Genomic DNA, 18,054 nt, shown 5'->3' with positions numbered 1-18,054 from the left:
ACTCGGGTTCACCTTGAATAGGTGGGCTGCCTTGGGCCGCACTCATTTGCATTCCGGAAGTGGTTTACTTCGACGTCAGATCAATAATGCAACGTAGCGAAATCGAATGGAAGCGCATCAAAGCTTTGCCAGATTTGCTCGCAATACTGGGACTGAGCAACTGCAAAACGAAACATCCTGATTGTCAGTTCCTGTGAAGGAAGTGTGCTGTCAGCGCGTTGAAGCTGACCTGTTGCCAGGGACGCAGCAACCAGAGAATGAGGTAACCAGGCAACGCCAATTCCATTGATGGCATATTGTTGCATCGCAAATGTCAGGGCCGTTTCAGCTCTGGTCACAAGTGTGGTTTCCTCTGGTAATCGCGGCGCGATTTTCCGAGCGAAAACTTGCCCCAGAAACACATCGGACGGATAGCCTATGACCGGAAGTGCCGCGCTGGTGATTTTGTTGCGAACAGAGGGTGCGCAAACGGGAATCAAAATGTCCGCGCCAAGTGTCTTGGCTTCGAATGCGTCACCAACACTGCTTATTTCGTCGCCCGGGATCGAATACATGATCGCGAAATCAACCTGTTTTGAGATCAGGTTCAACAGACATTCGTCCTGGTTCCCTGATCGCACGTGAATTGGGATATCGTCATTCTCGGTCAGCGTTTGCACGATCCTTGGCGATATCGTTGTCGTCAAAGCATGTTGGCACACAAACGACAGTGATTTCCCGGTTTGGTCATTCGCTGTCTTCAGCACATGTCGCAGTTTGTGCAGCCGCGTACTAAGCTCTCGCAGTTCGGGCTCTAATGACTGAATGCCAGGCATAAGAGATACTGGCTTGCGGCGGCGGTCAAACAGGGTGGCTCCGATGCTGTTTTCGATAAGCCGTATCCGCCGGGTGAAGGCAGATTGAGTGAGAAGCCGCTTCTCAGCGGCTCGTGTCAAGGAACCGCTATCCAAAACAGCCAATATGTCATCGATCCATTCCAAGCGCATGGGGTTTAAATAAACTAAGGACGTCTAACATGCAACTTTTGCAAGTTATGAGTTGAATTTTGAATTAGATGCACGGCTTGAGGGATGGTAAATTGCCGAAATTCAATGTTAGGAGCCTCCACATGCATCTCGCCCGCTTTCCCCGTGTGCATCTTGCCCATCTGCCGACGCCGTTGGAACCGATGAAGAGGCTGTCCAAAGAACTGGGGGTGGAAATCTGGATCAAACGCGATGACTGCACTGGTATGTCGACCGGTGGCAACAAGACCCGCAAACTGGAATTCCTGATGGCCGAAGCTGAGGCGCAGGGCGCGGATATGGTCATGACGCAAGGGGCAACTCAAACCAACCACGGCCGACAGACAGCCGCTTTTGCAGCCAAGCTGGGATTTGATTGCCATATTCTGCTGGAAGATCGCACCGGTTATCAGGACGGAAACTACAACACCAACGGCAATGTCCTGCTGGATCACCTCCACGGTGCAACCACCGAGAAATTTCCCGGCGGGCATGACATGCCGGCCGAGATGGAAAAAGCAGCAGAAAAGAAAAGGGCAGAGGGGCGCAACGTCTACCTCATCCCCGGTGGTGGATCAAATCCGACAGGTGTCCTTGGCTATGTGAACGCAGCTTTTGAGCTTTTGGGCCAAGCCAACGACCGCGGTTTAAGAATTGACCGGCTGGTGCACGCGACCGGCTCTTCGGGAACGCAGGCGGGGTTGGTGACCGGTATGTGCGCCATGAACGCGAAGGTGCCGGTTTTGGGGATCGGGACCCGGGCGCCCCAACTTAAACAAGAACAGATGGTTTACGATCTTGCCTGTAAAACAGCCGAGAAGCTGGGATGTGCAGGCGTCGTGAACCGCGAAGACGTGATGGCCAATACAGATTACGTCGGACAGGGTTACGGCTTGCCTACCGAAAGTGGTATCGAGGCAATCCGGATGTTCGCCGAGCTGGAGGGGATACTTTTGGATCCCTGCTATTCGGCAAAAGGTGCGGCAGGTCTTATTGATCTTGCACGCAAAGGCGAGTTCCAGGACCAGCGAGTCGTATTCCTGCATACCGGCGGTGCAGCGGCGCTGGGGGGGTATGACTTTGTGTTTGATCATCAGAACCGCTGGGTCAATATCTGACCAATGACGCGGGCCCCGATCGGTATTCTTGGTGGCATGGGCCCTGAGGCGACTATCCTCCTCCAGCGCAAGTTGGTGGAGACTGTGCCAGCAGACGACGATCGCGACCATATCCCGTTGTTGATCGATATGAACCCGCAGGTGCCGTCTCGCATTTCTCACTTGATTGACGGAACGGGCGCGGATCCGGGGCCTGTGCTTGCCGCGATGGCACGTCGTCTTAAAGCTGCCGGGGCTGTGGCATTGGCCATGCCGTGCAACACTGCACATTACTATGCTGCTGCGATTACGGATGCCGCGACTATTCCCTTGTTGAACATGGTGGAACTTGCAGTGGATCGTGCCGACCGGACAATCGGACCGGGTGGGTGTATCGGGATGCTGGCGTCGCCCGCGCTGCGGCGCGTAGGTCTTTTCGACACGGCGTTTCAAGCGCGGGGAATGTCAGTTGTCTGGCCAGCAGATGAGGGCAAGATGCTTGCGGCCATCCGCAGGATCAAGGCCGGTGATCCTTACAATGAGGCACGCGAAGCTCTGAATACCGTATCTGCGGAACTGATTGGTGCCGGGGCAGATATGCAACTTATCGCGTGTTCAGAGCTGTCGTTAATCGCCGACAGTGTCGCCGCGGACGTAAGAGCTGTTGATACGATTGACCTGTTGGTTGATGCGATCATCGCGTTTTCCCAAGCAAATCGAACCCACTCTTGATCCTGCTGAAAGTGGGGCAAGTGATAAGGCTGGAAGGCAGCGCTGCTGTGCAGTTGTGATCGTTGATCGTCTTGCAGATCACCTCAGCGCATAACAAATGGGTTCGACATCGGTTTGTCCGATGTATTCAGCCAAACGGTCTTGGTTCGCGTGTAATCGTGAATGGCCTCCAATCCCGCTTCCCTGCCATAACCGGATTGATTGAAACCGCCAAAGGGCGCGATGGGTGAGACGGCGCGGTAGGTGTTGATCCAGCAGATGCCCGATTTCAGGCGTGATGAAACACGGTGAGCACGGGCGACATTTTCGGTGAAGATGCCCGAGCCAAGCCCGAACGGCGTGTCATTGGCCAGGGCGATTGCCTCTTCTTCAGTGTCGAAGGGCAGCAAGGACATGACGGGGCCGAACATTTCCACCTTCAGGGTCTCCGTCTCGGCATTGGTGCATTCCACCAGCGTTGGGGCCATGAAATAACCTGACTGATCCAGTGGCGCGCCACCGAAACGAATACGGGCGCCCTGTTCCTTGGCCTTGGCCAGCGTCGCCTGAATTCTGACAATCTGGGCGTTTGTGCACAGCGGGCCAATATGAGTTTCAGGTTCCAATGGATCGCCGATGACAATGCCCGACATCTTTTCTTCGATTTTGGCAATAAGGGATTCCATAATTGGGCGATGGATCAGCCCGCGTGATCCTGCGACGCAGCTTTGACCTGAAGCGCCGAAGTTGCCCGCGACCAGGCCGTTGGCGGCGCCATCCAGATTGGCATCATCGAATACTATGATCGGGGATTTTCCACCCAACTCCAATGTGGTTACGGCAAAGTTCTCAGCCGAGTTGCGCACCACATGGCGCGCCGTTTCCGGGCCGCCAGTGAACGCGATCCGGTCCACGTCAGGATGCCGGGTTAGAGGGATCGCACAGTTTTCTGCGTCCCCGGTAATGACGGAAACGACGCCGGGTGGGAATCCCGCTTTGTCGATCAAGCGGGCGAACTCCAGCATTGGGGCGGGCGCAATCTCTGATGCCTTCAGCACAACCGAGCACCCCGCGGCCAGAGCTGGCCCAAGCTTGGTAGCCGTCAGAAACATCTGCGCGTTCCAGGGGACAATTGCGACCACCACGCCAATGGGCTCGCGCCGCGTAAAGACATGCATGTCCGGTTTGTCGATCGGCAGGACCGCGCCTTCGATTTTGTCCGCCAGCCCCGCATAGTAGCGATAATAATCGCCGACATAAGCCGTTTGGGTCGCGGTTTCCGCCAGCAGCTTGCCGCTGTCCTTCGTCTCGACCTCGCCAAGGCGTCCTGCGTTCTGTTCGATCAGTTCCGCAAGCCGGAACAACAGTTTGCCACGCGCGGTTTGCGTCATGTCCCGCCACGCCGGATCGTCAAGTGACTGGCGCGCTGCAGAAACGGCGCGCTCTACGTCTTCGGGTGCGGCGCAGGCGAAACTGGCCCATTCCTCGCCCGTCGCGGGGTTCAAAGAGGTCATCACTTGCCCACGTGCCCCTTCGGTCCAAGTGCCGTCGATAAAAAGCTGGAAATGTGGCTTATGGTGCATTGCGGCCCCTTACTGAAACTTTGGCATTACATCGTCGATGAAACGGGCAAGCGATGCGCGTTTGCGTTCGAAGCTCATGCCGCTGTCGATCCAAAACGAGTATTCATCATATCCAAGGTCTTCATAGCGTTTCAGACGCTCTGTTACCCCGTCCGCCGTGCCGATTGTCAGATCGCGCACAAGGTTTTCGGGTGCCATCATTGCGTTGGCTGCCATTTCTTCTTCGGTCAGAGCCTGAATCAATCCCTGTCGGACTGGTCGCTTGTTTTGGAACCACGCGCCGAAATAGTTGTAGAACCGGGACAAATCCCGCGCAGCCTGATCCAGTTCAGCGTCATCGCGCCCGACATAGGTGTGGTGAAGCAGCATGATCTTGGGGCGCGCTCCGCCGTGATTGGCGCAGGCGGTCTCAAAACGGGTCATCAGTGTCTCGATTTCTTCGATGCCTTGCCAGAGCGGGGTGACCTGAATGTTGAACCCGTTCTGAACGCCGAACTCGTGGCTGTTCGGATCCCGCGCGGCAATCCAGATGGGTGGCCCGCCGAGCTGCACCGGCTTTGGCGCCGAACTGGTGGCGGGAAACTGAAAGAACGCTCCGTCATGCGCGCAGTCGCCTTCCCACAATTTGGGCAGCAGAGGAGCGATCTCTCGCATTCGCTGACCGGCGGTCCATGCGTCCAGACCGGGCATAAGCCGCTCATATTCATAAGAGTAGGCACCGCGCGCTATGCCCAGTTCGATCCGGCCACCGGTCATGATATCCGCCGCGGCTGCCTCTCCCGCCAGTTTGATCGGATGCCAGAACGGTGCGATCACAGTGCCGGTGCCAAGGCGCACGTTTTTGGTATGATGCGCGATGTCCACCAGCGACATCAGCGGGTTGGGTGCGATGGTGAAATCCATCCCGTGGTGTTCACCGGTCCAGACCGCACGCATCCCTGCCTGATCAGCCATCTTGCACAGCTCGATGAACTCTTCATACAACTTCTCATGCGACTCTTCGGGGCCCAGCCGTTCCATATGGGCAAAAAGGGAAAACTCCATTCCTCAGGTCCTTTCCGACAGGCTGTGCACATCGCCCCGCTGGGCGTCACCCAGATAAAGCGAGAAATTGCGGGTTCGGCTTTCCAGCGCAAAACGAGCCATCATGGTGGCGATGGGTGCTGACGCGTAAGGCAGGGTCGCCAGGTCTTTGGTTGCGACTGCGTGAAACGGGCCATGCCGGGGCAGGGCGGGCGCAGACGCAAGAATGTAAACATGGTGCGTGGTGGCATCGTCATAGACGGAATACGCGACGCCAAGGTGTGCATTGATACCCCTTGCCGTCAGGTTCTGCATAAGGCTGCTTCGCAGATCTTGCCGATCTGACAGCGTAACTTGCGGCGGGCGGAAACCGGCATCTGTTTTCTCCAGAAAGACGTGCTCGTCCTGCTCGATGATCGCGCCACAGACCACATTTCGCCCGGATGGTTCCAGCGCGCCACGCTCCAGCCCGAGGCTGAAATACTGCCCGTTCGCATAGCCAAGTCCGGTGGCATCGTTCTGAGAATACGTTTCGACCTGACCGATTAAAACGCAATGGTCGCCGGCTTCGACAACCTGATGAGTGCGGCAGGAAAACGTTGCGACTGCCCCCCTGATCAAAGGGACGTCATTCTTATCAAAGTAGTGATCGACTTTGGCAAATCGATCACCTTTGAACCCGGCAAACGTATTGGATACGTTTTCCTGCCCCTCGGCCAGAATGTTCACCGCGAAACGGGCGCAGGTTGCAAAAACGTCGAAAGAAGACAGGTTTTTTCCCGGACAGACCAAAAGCAGCGGCGGGTCGAGAGAAACCGAAGTGAAGGAATTGGCCGTAAAGCCAAGTGTATTGCCTACGTCATCACACGTCGTCACAACCGTCACACCGGTCATGAACCGACCGAATGCACGACGAAGGTCACGAGGATCAAGCGCGGTCATGGGCGCAGCTCACTCAGAAAGCTGGAAATCGCAGCGTTGACCTGATCTGCATGCGTCATCGGCATCATATGTGCAGCGCCTTCAATGATTTGCGCGCGCCCGTTCATCGCGGCGTCCGCCATGGCGCGTGACATCTCCGGGGTTGAATTGGGCTCAAGACTGCCGGTTAGAAAAAGCGCCGGGCAGCTTAGTTTCTCCAACGCATCGCGTCGGGGGCACTGGCTGTGGGCGAAGACGGAATAGGCCGTTTTATACGCAGCCGGGTCCATGGCCGTCAGCCATCTACGGCAGGCATCGCGCTCAGCCGAGGCGACATCTCCGAACCATCGATGCAATGTGCTGGTGGGATCAGCGATCGTCTTGCCATCCAGCTGCGCCGCACGGTCGCGCACGGCCTGTGCCGCATTCGCGGCTCTCTCAAAAACCGCGTTCAATGCGACGACCCCACAAACCCGGTGTGACGCTTTGGTGGCAAGATCAAGCGCGATCATGGCCCCCATCGAGTGGCCAAACAAAACGACCGCTCCACTCATGCAGTCCAGAACACCCCGAGCCGCTTCGGTGTACGCCGAAAGCCCGATGCTGAGGTCAGTTAATGGGCTGTTTCCGTGACCGGGCATGTCCGGAGCGGTCATGCAACCTTCAGAAGCCAGCCCGTCCAATTGTGCGCCCCAAGCTTCAGCCCGCAAGCCAACACCATGCAACAGAAGGATATTCTGACCCGAACCAGTCTGGATAGCCGCCAGCCCGCCGATCTCAGACCGCGGCCGGGTTGTCCAGGTCATGGCCCAAATCCTTGAGATCCTGATAACGGTCACCGATACGGTGGTGCGGTCTGCCCGAGGTTGCTGCGCCTAATACGACCACAACTTCGTCATCGCGCGGTGCGTCAGAAATTGAGAACTGAATTGTCAGGTAGTGCGACCTCCGCCCGGCATTGTTTTTATCCATCAACGGCACCATGATCGGCGCATTTGCCGGACCACGTGTGTTGGTGAACGCCAGATAGGATTTCGCACCGACGGCCTCACGGTAGTGATTGCCAAAGCGCAACGTGTGAATAAGGCCCGAAGCGTGCTCGACCTCACCATTCAGCCCGACCACGGCGGCTTTGCCATAGGCTTCGATTGCCTCACCACTCCCGGCCAGTTTGATCATACGTTTCGTCATCATCTCACCCAGAACAGGGCCATAGGCCTGTATCTCGGGTTTAAGGTCTTCCACAAACCGTCCTGCCCAGGGGTTGTGAACCACTGCGGCCACGGCAAACATGCGCCATGGGGTTTTGGCGGCTCGGAAGCCCTCGACAAGGACCTCCTCATCGTAGGTAACGATCTTACGTATTTCCGGTTGCATCAAAGCTCTCCTGTCGCGCTCGCAAACGTTAAAAACGGACAGGGTTTTTGACAAATGATTGAATTATGTGCTTTGCCATTAAAAAGATTAATGGACAGTTTGACCAAATGGGTAAATCTCTTCCACCACTGACCTGGTTCCGATCCTTCGAGGCGGCTGCACGAACGCTTAGCTTTACGGCGGCTGCCGAAGAGATTGGCTTGACGCAATCGGCGGTCAGTCAGCAGGTAAAATCGCTCGAGATGCGTTTGGGGACAGCTCTTTTTGTGAGGCACCCCAGAAGCTTGGCGCTGACGGATGCGGGGCGTAAACTATTGCCCGAGGTTGGCAGCGCGCTTGAAGCGCTTGCCGCGGCTGCCGGGCGCGTGGACGCCAGCGCGTCCGGAGACATTTTGACTGTCGCCACGTCTGTTAGCATCGCCCAGTGGGTTATTGCCCCATATCTGTCAGATTTTACCAGACGCCATCCTGAAGTTCGCGTCCGGCTTCTCAGTGCGATCTGGCCCGACGATTTCCACGCATCCCACGCTGATGTTCAGGTTCGGTTCGGATCAAAGAAACAGGTGGGACAGGGCGCTGTCCGCCTGATGCCTGACCGGCTGGTTGCCGTGAAATCCCCGACGGTCGCGGGCGGCGTGTTTGACCTGCCTCTGATCGAGGCCGTCGGGACATCAAGTGGGTGGGGTACATGGTTTGAAAAACAGGACTTGCGCCGCCAACCTGGTGTTTTTGTCGATACATTTGGGATGGCACTGCAACTGGCCGTTCACAGCAGCGGTGTCGCGTTGGTCAGCGAATTACTGACGACTCATGCGATTGCCGCCGGTCTGGTCATACGCGCGCATGAATGTTCGGTTGACAGCAACGAAGGCTATTACCTCTCGTCAAACGCCGCCAATCCGGCTGCCCGGTTGTTTCACGACTGGGTGTTGGCCTTGGTAACAGAACAGACCCCGAAGGTCGTCGACGTCTCTGGCTAACGGCAGAGGTTGATTGACAGTGTTCCATCGATAGGGTCACGTCACCAGATGAACAATTAGGCTAGGGGCGTATGCAAATCATCACCAATCCACATCGGGGGGGCCAAAAGCTTGCACCGTCTGCGCCGTATCCTTCTACAGATGCTGCCCGTGTTGCAGACTTGCTTTCTCGGTGCCCTGTCGCGAAAGAAACGCCATTGGTTGATGCCAGGAAACTGGCCCCTGTAGCCCGGCTTTGGGTGAAAGATGAACGGGCGCGTATGAACCTCGGTTCGTTCAAAGCTTTAGGGGCAGCCTATGTAATTGCGCGTCATGCGGCCGAGAAGACAGGTGAGCCGGGTGAACAAACTCTGGCAGGCGCGACCTATGTGACTGCCAGCGCCGGGAACCACGGCATGAGTGTTGCGGCTGGTGCCAGAATCTTCGGTGCGAAGGCTGTTGTTTACATTGCTGAAACTGTGCCCGAAACCTTCGCGGAACGTCTGAAAGGCCAAAAAGCCGAAGTTGTTCGAAGTGGCGCTGACTATGCCGCCAGCATGGAGGCAGCGAAAACGGCTGCCGAAGACAACGGATGGATATTGCTGTCGGACAGTTCGTGGGATGGATATTATGACCTGCCATGGACGCTCATGGAAGGATATCTGCAAATGGCGGCAGAGGCTGTCAGGCAGTGCCCTGAGATTCCGACGCATATTCTGTTGCAAGCAGGCGTGGGCGGGCTGGCCGGTGCCGTTGCTGCCTATGCACGACACATCTGGGGCGACGCACCGAAGATCGTTGTGGTTGAACCCGAAGCGGCGCCCGCGTTGCACGCCAGCATAGTTGCCGGAAAATGTGTTTTCGCGGATGGCCCGGACAGCATCATGGGGCGTCTGGACTGCAAGGAACCGTCGTTGATCGCGTTAAACGGATTGGCCCGCGACACAGACCTGTTCCTGACCCTTTCAGATGACGATGTGGCGGCAAAGCTTGACGCGATGGCAAAGGTCGGGCTGGCCACCACGGCGTCAGGCGGGGCAGGCCTTGCGGCGGTGATGAACGATACAGCGCGGAAAGCCATGGGGATCGACGAACACTCACGCGTGTTGTGCTTTCTGTCGGAGATCGCGGAATGAGGGGGGTCGATCAGACAGAGTTCGAGGCGCGCACCAAACGCGCGCAGGAGCTGATGCGAGCCGCGGATTTGTCGGCGCTGCTGCTGACCACAGAAACTGATGTGCGTTACTTTACCGGCTATCTAACCCGATTTTGGGAAAGCCCAACCCGGCCATGGTTTCTGGTCGTACCGGCCACGGGCAAACCGGTGGCCGTGATCCCTTCGATCGGGGCCGCGCTCATGGGGCAGACCTGGATCGATGACATCCGAACCTGGAGCGCGCCCGATTTGCAGGACGACGGTATCTCGCTTCTGGCCGATGTCCTGGCCGAACTGACACCCGTTTCAGGCAATGTCGGAATGCCGGACGGCCATGAGACTCATGTGCGTATGCCCATGGCGGACATTGAACGCTTGCGCGGCGCTCTCGGCACGCGACGCATCACCGGAGATCAGGGTATCCTGCGCCGGCTGCGCATGATCAAATCCCAGGCTGAAATTGCCAAGATCCAAACAGCCTGTGGTATTGCGGGACGCGCCTTCACCCGCGTGCCCGAGATTGCCCGCGCAGGGGTGCCTCTGGACACGGTTTTTCGCCGCTTCCAGATGCTCTGCCTTGAGGAAGGGGCCGATTGGGTGCCGTATCTAGCAGGCGGGGCAGAGCAGGGCGGCTACAGTGATGTAATATCACCTGCAACTTCGGCGCCGTTGGAACCTGGCGACGTACTTATGCTGGATACAGGTCTGGTTTGGGATGGCTATTTCTGTGATTTTGATCGCAATTGGTCTGTAGGCCCAGCCCGGCCTGAGGTGAGATCAGCGCACGCCCGACTGGTGGAAGCCTCAGATGCCGCGTTCGAAATCGCCCGACCCGGTGCAACAGCCTCAGATTTGTTCCATGCTATGAACAAGGTGCTTACCAAAGATGCTGAAGGCACAGATGCAGGGCGGCTGGGTCATGGGTTGGGGATGTCACTGACAGAATGGCCATCCATTATTCCGGCAGACCAGACCGTGCTGGAACCCGGCATGGTTTTGACACTGGAGCCGGGCATCGCCGTTGGTACAAAAATACTTGTCCATGAAGAAAACATTGTCATCACCGAAGGCGCTCCATGTTTTCTTAGCCCGCGTATCGGGCCAGAGGTGATCGAGATATGACCCGAATACATTACGCCCTTGATGAGGACGATCCCAAGGCCACCCCACTTGGTCTGATCGTGTTGCAGACCGATGAAACGTTGGAGCCTGAGTTCAGCTCGTATTTTTCGGACCGCAAGTATCCAATCTACGTGACGCGTATTCCCAGCGGGATTGAGGTGACGACGGAAAGCCTTGCGGAAATGGAGAAGGCGCTGCCAGCCGCCGCCGGATTGCTGCCCAGCGCGCGACCTTATCGCGTTGTCGGGTACGGGTGCACGTCTGCAAGCTCGGTTATCGGGTCCGACCGTGTAGCGGAACTTGTTAAACAGACATGCCAGACCGCCGAAGTTACAAACCCTTTGCGTGCGGCTACGGCCTGTGCGCGACACCTGGGAGTTTCGAAATTCGCGCTGCTGTCGCCCTATATTGAAGAGGTAAACCTTCCCCTGCGCCGGGCCTTTGCACAAGGCGGAGTGGAGATGGATGTTTTTGGGACATTCGGGGAATCAGAAGAGGCCAAAGTTGTTCGGATTTCGGTGCAATCCGTCATCGACGCTGCCACGAAACTGGGCTCGGACCCGTCGGTTGATGCGGTTTTTCTGAGTTGTACAAACCTTCGCACGCAACAGGCTATTCCCGAGATACGCGCTCGTATCGGCAAGCCGGTTCTGTCCAGTAATCAAAGTCTTGCGTGGCATATGCGGGTTCTGAACGAAGCCGGGTGAGCTGTTAAATCCCGATATTGTGTAACAAAACCGGGATTCACTGTTGCAATGTGAACATCGCTTGGTCTTAACTAACGGCTACAGATCAATGAAATCCGCAGAAGACGGATAATCATTTGACGTAACAGGGGGTCTTGTGGCCGATACAATGAACGACGCCGCGTTTGTCGAATTCCAACGCGTACAGAAGTCTTATGACGGCGAGAACCTCGTCGTAAAAGACCTAAACCTTGCAATGCCCAAAGGTGAGTTTCTGACAATGCTTGGGCCGTCAGGCTCGGGCAAGACGACTTGCCTAATGATGCTCGCCGGATTTGAAACCGCCACGCACGGTGAAATCCTCCTGGGCGGCAAGCCCATCAACAATATCCCGCCGCACAAGCGCGGTATTGGCATGGTTTTCCAGAACTACGCTTTGTTCCCGCATATGACGGTGGCCGAGAACCTGTCGTTTCCACTTGAAGTCCGTAAGCTGGGCAAGTCGGAGCGGGATGAAAAGGTCAAGCGCGCGCTGGATATGGTTCAGATGGGCGCCTTTGGTGGCCGACGTCCTGCTCAGCTGTCGGGCGGGCAACAACAGCGGATTGCTCTGGCCCGTGCCCTGGTATTCGAGCCCGAACTGGTCTTGATGGACGAGCCTTTGGGGGCATTGGACAAGCAGCTTCGTGAACATATGCAGTTCGAAATCACACGTCTGGCCCATGAGCTTGGGATCACAACTGTCTACGTGACCCACGACCAGACCGAAGCGCTGACCATGTCAGATCGGGTGGCCGTCTTCGACGATGGCCGCATTCAACAGCTTGCGCCACCTGATCAGCTTTACGAAGAGCCGGAAAACAGTTTCGTCGCGCAATTCATCGGTGAAAACAACACGTTGGAAGGTGTTATTAAATCGATTGATGGCGACACTTGCGTCGTACGCCTGGATGATGGCTCGGAAATCGACGCGGTTCCGATCAACGTCCACAACGCAGGCGACCGGACCAAAGTTTCGATCCGCCCTGAACGTGTGGAATTCAACAAAGACCGCCTGCACGCCGACGCGCATACTTTGAAAGCAAGGGTCGAAGAATTCATTTACATGGGCGACGTATTTCGGTTCCGCATGTCCGTTGCCGGAAACAACGAATTCATCGCCAAAACTCGAAATGCGCCTGATGCCGTACGCCTGACCCCGGGTCAGGAGATCGAGATCGGCTGGCTGGCACAGGATTGTCGTGCGCTCGACGCATAGACCAAACCGCGCGGGACAAGCGCGGTTAAGCTGAGGGACCGGCCGGTGAAAACCCGTGCATCGGCTGACCACCACATAAAACGGGATGAACTGGGAGTAACACATGAAACCAACCAAGATCATGCTCACTGCGGCTGCAATTGCGACGGCTGCGGGCACTGTTTCAGCCGAGGAGATGACTATCGTTTCCTGGGGCGGTGCCTATTCAAAGTCGCAGTTGAAGGCGTATCACGAGCCCTATTCGGAAAAGACCGGCATCACGATTCTGAACGATGACAGCTCGAACGAGGCCGTCGCCAAACTGCGCGCGATGAATGAAGCGGGCAACATCACATGGGATGTAGTGGATGTTGTGGCCGCTGACGCAATCCGGCTTTGCGACGAAGGTCTGGCGCTTGAAATCGATTTTGACAGCCAATTGGCTCCGGCTCCGGATGGCACGCCGGCTTCTGAAGATTTCGGGGAACTGTTAGTCAGCGATTGCTTTATTCCGCAGATCGTCTATTCGACCACATTCGGCTACCGCACCGATCTGGTAGGTGACACCCCACCAACCGACATCTGTGCAGTGTTCGACCTGGAGGCATATCCGGGCAAGCGTTCGCTGGAAAAGCGCCCCATTAATAATATGGAATGGGCGCTGCTGTGTGACGGCGTCGCGAAGGATGATGTCTATGACGTTCTGGCGACTTCGGAAGGTCAGGATCAGGCTTTGGCCAAGCTGGACACCATCAAAGACAGCGTTGTCTGGTGGTCCGCCGGTGCGGACACGCCTCAGTTGCTGGCTGACGGCGAAGTTGTCATGGGTTCGACCTATAACGGTCGTCTGTTCAGTGTGATCGAAGAGCAGAAACAGCCGGTTGCAATGCTGTGGGACGCGCAGGTGTTCGATCTGGACGGTTGGATCATCCCTGCCGGACTGAGCGATGAGCGCAAGCAGCGCGCTTTGGACTATATCATGTTCGCAACCGACACTCAGCGTCTGGCGGATCAGGCCAAGTACATCTCGTACGGTCCGGCCCGCGCTTCGTCAGCTCCACTTGTGGGTCAGCACGCCGATCTGGGTATCGATATGGCACCGCATATGCCGACCGATCCGGAAAACGCCAAGAACACGTTCCTGTATAACTACGAATTCTGGGCGGATTACCGCGACGATATCGACGCCAAGTTCCAGGCATGGCTGGCGCAGTAAGCGATTGATTTCATGACACAGTCGGGGGCGGTGCGCCGCCCCTGAACCAAGACATACCCGAGGGGCTCGAATGACTGACGCAAGCCAAAACGCCGGACCCATGCTGGCAGCGGACGGAACGCCGCTCAAACTATCGCTGGCACGCTCGCTGCGGCGGCAAAAGCTGCGCGCCCTTCTTCTGATCGCCCCTTTGCTTTTGTTCGTGCTGTTTTCCTTTATTGTGCCGATCGCGGCGATGCTTTTCCGATCGGTCGAGAACAGCATCGTTTCGGAAACACTGCCTCTAACTGTCGAGGCGCTTCAAAATTGGGACGAGCAGTCTGGCGAATTGCCGGGCGAAGATGTGTATAACGCATTTGTCCGGGATATGATTGTTGCGATTGACAACAAAGAGCACACACGGCTTGGTTCGCGTTTGAACTACGAAGAAACCGGTATGTCTTCGATGTTCCGCAAGTCAGGTCGTCAGATCAAGAAACTGGATCCTGAAACGGATGGTCCGTTCAAGGAGCAACTAATTGATATTCACGACGGATGGGGCGATCCACAAACGTGGCGCGTGATCAAAACCCATTCGCCGAAGATCACCAACGGGTATTTTCTGAATGCAGTGGATATGCGCAGAACCCCTGACGGCGCGCAATCTCAGCCTGAAGACAAGCAGATCCTGATCAAGTTGTTTGGCCGGACCCTGTTCATGTCACTGGTTATTACCGGCGCCTGTATTCTTCTGGCATATCCGGTCAGCTACCTGCTGGCCACCCTGCCGATGCGGGTGTCGAACCTGTTGATGATCCTTGTGCTCTTGCCGTTCTGGACGTCGCTGCTGGTCCGAACATCAGCCTGGAAAGTCATGCTGCAACAGCAAGGCGTAATCAACGAAACGCTGGTCTGGCTGGGGTTAGTAGCCGACGATGCACGGCTGGTGATCATCAACAACCAGATCGGTACGATCACAGCGATGACGCATATCCTGCTGCCATTCATGATCCTACCCATGTATTCAGTGATGCAGACCATTCCGGAAACTTATACACGCGCTGCGAAATCCATGGGGGCGACGAACTGGACGACCTTCTGGCGCATTTATTTCCCGCAATCCATTCCGGGCATCGGCGCTGGTTCCATCCTCGTGTTCATTCTGGCGATTGGCTACTACATCACGCCTGAAATTGTGGGTGGTACCAAAGGTGTCTTTATCTCAAACCGGATCGCCTATCACATCTCGTCTTCACTGAACTGGGGACTGGCGGCGGCGCTGGGAACGATACTGCTGGCGGTCGTTCTGCTGCTCTACTGGGTCTACGACAAGATCGTGGGCATTGATAACGTGAAGTTGGGATAATCAAGATGGCCGCACTTACCCCGATATACCGCAAACCTCTGTCCATGGTTCTGCCCAGCGTCGCACTGGCCGGGGCATTCGCTGGTATCTTTGTCGGCGCCGGAAACGGCTCGGTCCTGCTGGGGATCGTAGGCGGCGCCATCGTGATTGCCGGTCTGGCATGGATTTACATCAACATTCTAAAGAATGAGCAGTTGGCCCGCTGGATCAATATCCTCGGCTTTGGCATCGCAGGCTTCCTGTTGTCAGGTCTTATGGGAGGCGTTCTTGGCCTGCTGGGCGGCTGGTTCTTTATTTGGTTTACCTACTGGCTGTACGAAGGGCGATACCGGCGCAAGCTGCTGCCATACCTGACCGCGCAGCAAGTTTTTTACCACTACCTGTTTCGGGTGATCTGCGGTGCGATCTTCGTCTTCCTGATTACACCGATCCTTGTGGTCTTGCCGCTGTCGTTCAACGCACAAGACTTTTTCACCTTCACGCCCGAGATGTTGCGGCTTGACCCCGAAGGGTATTCGCTGAAGCACTACCGTGATTTCTTCACCAACAATGAATGGCAACGCAGCTTCAAAAACTCGCTGATCATTGCCCCGATTGCCACAGTCATCTCGGTCTCGCTTGGTACTCTGGCGGCCATTGGCCTCAGCCAGAGCCACGTCCCCGGTCGCCGTGCTATCATGGGAATCCTCATTTCGCCGATGATCGTTCCGCTGATCATCTCGGCAACAGGCATGTTCTTCTTCTACAGCGATATCGGTCGGTTCCTTGAAGGGACGTTGGGCATGAACAAGAACTTTGTGGGCTATCTGAAAGTCATCCTGGCGCACGCCGTTCTGGGTATCCCATTCGTGATCATCACTGTGACCGCCACGCTTGTGAGCTTTGATCGCTCACTAACGCGTGCTGCTGCGAATATGGGGGCAGGGCCGGTACGTACCTTCTTCAAGATCCAGATGCCACTGATTCTGCCGGGTGTGATCTCGGGTGGTCTGTTCGCCTTCATCACCTCGTTCGACGAAGTTGTGGTGGTTCTGTTTGTGGGCTCAGCCAGTCAGAAGACTTTGCCGTGGCAGATGTTCACCGGCCTGCGGGAACAGATCAGCCCGACCATTCTGGCGGTTGCGACAATCCTTGTGGTTCTGTCGATTGCGCTGCTGACCACGGTTGAATTGCTGCGGCGTCGTTCGGAACGCCTGCGGGGGCTTTCCCCCGCTTGACGGATCGTATCGTCTGATCTAACGATTTCCCTGTTCACCCTCGCTGCGATGGCGTCGCGGCACGTAAGGGGGTGATCGGCTCTCGGACCCCGAGACCGCCTGTCCTGAACGCCGGGACATGTGGCCGGGATTTGTCGCCCGGCAAAGTTGAGAGACCAAGTGATGACCGACACAACAAAACGCCCCGAATTCTTTACCTGCCACAATGGTGACAAAGCGCCTTTGCCGTTCAGCAAGGGTGAATATGATCGCCGTCTCAGCAAGCTTCGCAGCATCATGGCCGCACGTGATATCCCTGCGGTTCTGCTGACATCAATGCAAAATATCGCCTACTACTCGGGCTTTCTGTATTGTTCCTTTGGCCGTCCGTATGGCTGCGTGGTCACTCAAGAGGCCTGCACCACCGTTTCGGCCAACATCGACGCCGGGCAACCGTGGCGTCGGTCGGTCGAAGACAACGTGATTTATACTGACTGGAAGCGCGACAATTATTGGCGTGCGGTTGCAAGCCTGATCGGCAACGCCAAGCGCATCGGCATTGAAGGCGACCACATGACGCTGGCCGCCCGCGACACTGCCCTGCGGATGCTGGGTACCCCCGAGCTGGTTGATATCGCGCCGGATACAATGACCGCCCGCATGGTCAAATCCGCCGAAGAGATTGAATTGATCAAGGGTGGGGCACGCACCGCGGATGTTGGCGGGGCGGCAATCCATGCGGCCATCCGTGAAGGCGCAACTGAGATCGAGATTGCCATGGCGGGCCGTGACGCAATGGAAGAGGAAATCGCGCGCGCCTATCCAGATGCCGAATATCGCGACACCTGGGTTTGGTTCCAGTCCGGGCTGAACACCGATGGCGCGCATAACCCGGTGACAAAACGCGCCCTGCAAAAAGGCGATATCCTGTCGCTGAACACTTTCCCGATGATCTCAGGCTATTACACTGCGCTGGAACGTACCCTGTTTCTGGGCGAGCCGGACGCCGACAGCCTGCGCCTGTGGAAGGCCAATGTGGCGGCCCATGAACTGGGTCTGAGCCTGATCAAACCCGGTGCGACCTGTTCAGGCATCACTGCCGAGATCAACCGTTTCTTTGCCGATGAGGGGCTGCTGCAATACCGCTCGTTCGGGTATGGCCATTCTTTCGGCATCCTCAGCCATTATTACGGGCGCGAGGCCGGTCTGGAATTGCGAGAGGATATCGACACCGTGTTGGAACCTGGCATGGTCGTTTCAATCGAGCCCATGCTGTGGATCCTCGAAGGGCAACCCGGTGCAGGGGGCTACCGCGAGCATGATATTCTGGTGGTTGGCGAAGATGGGGCCGAAAACATTACCGGCTTCCCATATGGGCCTGGCCACAACATTATCGATGCCTGATACAAAGAAGGGGGAGC

General features: G+C 56.6%; 17 protein-coding genes. 11 read left to right on the top strand and 6 right to left on the bottom strand.

Annotation, left to right across the window (positions count from 1 at the left end; all coding sequences use genetic code 11):
• Nucleotides 1–80 precede the first annotated feature (80 nt).
• Nucleotides 81–986, bottom strand: a complete 906-nt coding sequence (locus AC2FLZ_RS06815) for a LysR family transcriptional regulator (protein WP_480554586.1) — start codon at nucleotides 984–986, stop codon at nucleotides 81–83.
• Nucleotides 987–1,108: 122 nt separating this feature from the next.
• Between AC2FLZ_RS06815 and cuyA the strand changes: the two genes are divergently transcribed.
• Both cuyA and cuyB read left to right on the top strand, forming a co-directional pair.
• Nucleotides 1,109–2,122 carry a D-cysteate sulfo-lyase gene (gene cuyA, locus AC2FLZ_RS06810; protein WP_480622331.1) on the top strand — a complete coding sequence of 338 codons (1,014 nt, stop codon included), beginning with the start codon at nucleotides 1,109–1,111 and terminating at the stop codon, nucleotides 2,120–2,122.
• 3 nt (nucleotides 2,123–2,125) lie between these two features.
• Nucleotides 2,126–2,833 (top strand): cysteate racemase, encoded by a 708-nt coding sequence (cuyB, locus tag AC2FLZ_RS06805; RefSeq protein WP_496881984.1) that lies wholly within the window; start codon nucleotides 2,126–2,128, stop codon nucleotides 2,831–2,833.
• 83 nt (nucleotides 2,834–2,916) lie between these two features.
• Here cuyB and AC2FLZ_RS06800 read toward each other — a convergent pair whose 3' ends face one another.
• Genes AC2FLZ_RS06800 through AC2FLZ_RS06780 form a run of 5 tightly spaced genes read right to left on the bottom strand, consistent with a single transcriptional unit; the run spans nucleotide 2,917 to nucleotide 7,716 of the window.
• Nucleotides 2,917–4,395, bottom strand: coding sequence for an aldehyde dehydrogenase (locus tag AC2FLZ_RS06800; protein WP_496881983.1), 1,479 nt, complete (start codon nucleotides 4,393–4,395; stop codon nucleotides 2,917–2,919).
• A 9-nt stretch (nucleotides 4,396–4,404) separates the two neighbouring features.
• Nucleotides 4,405–5,439 carry an LLM class flavin-dependent oxidoreductase gene (locus AC2FLZ_RS06795; protein WP_480516447.1) on the bottom strand — a complete coding sequence of 345 codons (1,035 nt, stop codon included), beginning with the start codon at nucleotides 5,437–5,439 and terminating at the stop codon, nucleotides 4,405–4,407.
• Nucleotides 5,440–5,442: 3 nt separating this feature from the next.
• Nucleotides 5,443–6,360, bottom strand: a complete 918-nt coding sequence (locus tag AC2FLZ_RS06790; RefSeq protein WP_480516449.1) for a flavin reductase family protein — start codon at nucleotides 6,358–6,360, stop codon at nucleotides 5,443–5,445.
• Nucleotides 6,357–7,145 (bottom strand): alpha/beta fold hydrolase, encoded by a 789-nt coding sequence (locus tag AC2FLZ_RS06785; protein ID WP_496881982.1) that lies wholly within the window; start codon nucleotides 7,143–7,145, stop codon nucleotides 6,357–6,359. Before AC2FLZ_RS06785 ends, AC2FLZ_RS06790 begins: the two co-directional genes overlap by 4 nt.
• On the bottom strand, nucleotides 7,117–7,716 hold the full coding sequence (locus tag AC2FLZ_RS06780; RefSeq protein WP_480516453.1) for an amino acid synthesis family protein: 600 nt from the start codon (nucleotides 7,714–7,716) through the stop codon (nucleotides 7,117–7,119). Before AC2FLZ_RS06780 ends, AC2FLZ_RS06785 begins: the two co-directional genes overlap by 29 nt.
• Before the next feature lie 107 nt (nucleotides 7,717–7,823).
• Between AC2FLZ_RS06780 and AC2FLZ_RS06775 the strand changes: the two genes are divergently transcribed.
• The 9 genes from AC2FLZ_RS06775 to AC2FLZ_RS06735 all read left to right on the top strand — a co-directional run bounded on the left by AC2FLZ_RS06775 (nucleotide 7,824) and on the right by AC2FLZ_RS06735 (nucleotide 18,037).
• Entirely contained in the window at nucleotides 7,824–8,696 is an 873-nt protein-coding gene (locus AC2FLZ_RS06775; RefSeq protein ID WP_480516455.1) for a LysR family transcriptional regulator, read from the top strand.
• A gap of 71 nt (nucleotides 8,697–8,767) precedes the next feature.
• Nucleotides 8,768–9,811, top strand: coding sequence for a pyridoxal-phosphate dependent enzyme (locus AC2FLZ_RS06770; RefSeq protein WP_496881981.1), 1,044 nt, complete (start codon nucleotides 8,768–8,770; stop codon nucleotides 9,809–9,811).
• Nucleotides 9,808–10,953, top strand: a complete 1,146-nt coding sequence (locus AC2FLZ_RS06765) for a M24 family metallopeptidase (RefSeq protein WP_496881980.1) — start codon at nucleotides 9,808–9,810, stop codon at nucleotides 10,951–10,953. The genes AC2FLZ_RS06770 and AC2FLZ_RS06765 overlap by 4 nt, the downstream gene beginning before the upstream one ends.
• Entirely contained in the window at nucleotides 10,950–11,660 is a 711-nt protein-coding gene (locus AC2FLZ_RS06760; protein ID WP_480476306.1) for a maleate cis-trans isomerase family protein, read from the top strand. Before AC2FLZ_RS06765 ends, AC2FLZ_RS06760 begins: the two co-directional genes overlap by 4 nt.
• A 136-nt stretch (nucleotides 11,661–11,796) precedes the next feature.
• Nucleotides 11,797–12,897: an ABC transporter ATP-binding protein gene (locus AC2FLZ_RS06755; RefSeq protein ID WP_480476308.1), complete on the top strand. Its 1,101-nt coding sequence runs from the start codon at nucleotides 11,797–11,799 to the stop codon at nucleotides 12,895–12,897.
• A 103-nt stretch (nucleotides 12,898–13,000) separates the two neighbouring features.
• A complete protein-coding gene (locus AC2FLZ_RS06750) occupies nucleotides 13,001–14,092 on the top strand; it encodes an extracellular solute-binding protein (RefSeq protein WP_480476310.1) in 1,092 nt (363 codons plus the stop codon).
• 70 nt (nucleotides 14,093–14,162) lie between these two features.
• The gene (locus tag AC2FLZ_RS06745) at nucleotides 14,163–15,437 is read left to right on the top strand and encodes an ABC transporter permease (protein WP_480476312.1); all 1,275 of its coding nucleotides are present in this window, start codon (nucleotides 14,163–14,165) and stop codon (nucleotides 15,435–15,437) included.
• A 5-nt stretch (nucleotides 15,438–15,442) separates the two neighbouring features.
• Complete coding sequence (locus AC2FLZ_RS06740) at nucleotides 15,443–16,654, top strand: ABC transporter permease (RefSeq protein WP_496881979.1); 1,212 nt, start codon at nucleotides 15,443–15,445, stop codon at nucleotides 16,652–16,654.
• Between the two features lie 162 nt (nucleotides 16,655–16,816).
• The gene (locus AC2FLZ_RS06735) at nucleotides 16,817–18,037 is read left to right on the top strand and encodes an aminopeptidase P family protein (RefSeq protein ID WP_496881978.1); all 1,221 of its coding nucleotides are present in this window, start codon (nucleotides 16,817–16,819) and stop codon (nucleotides 18,035–18,037) included.
• Nucleotides 18,038–18,054 lie beyond the last annotated feature (17 nt).

It is taken from the genome of Ruegeria sp. YKSF131, from assembly GCF_059612645.1.
This window is presented reverse-complemented; position numbering and strand designations above follow the sequence as displayed.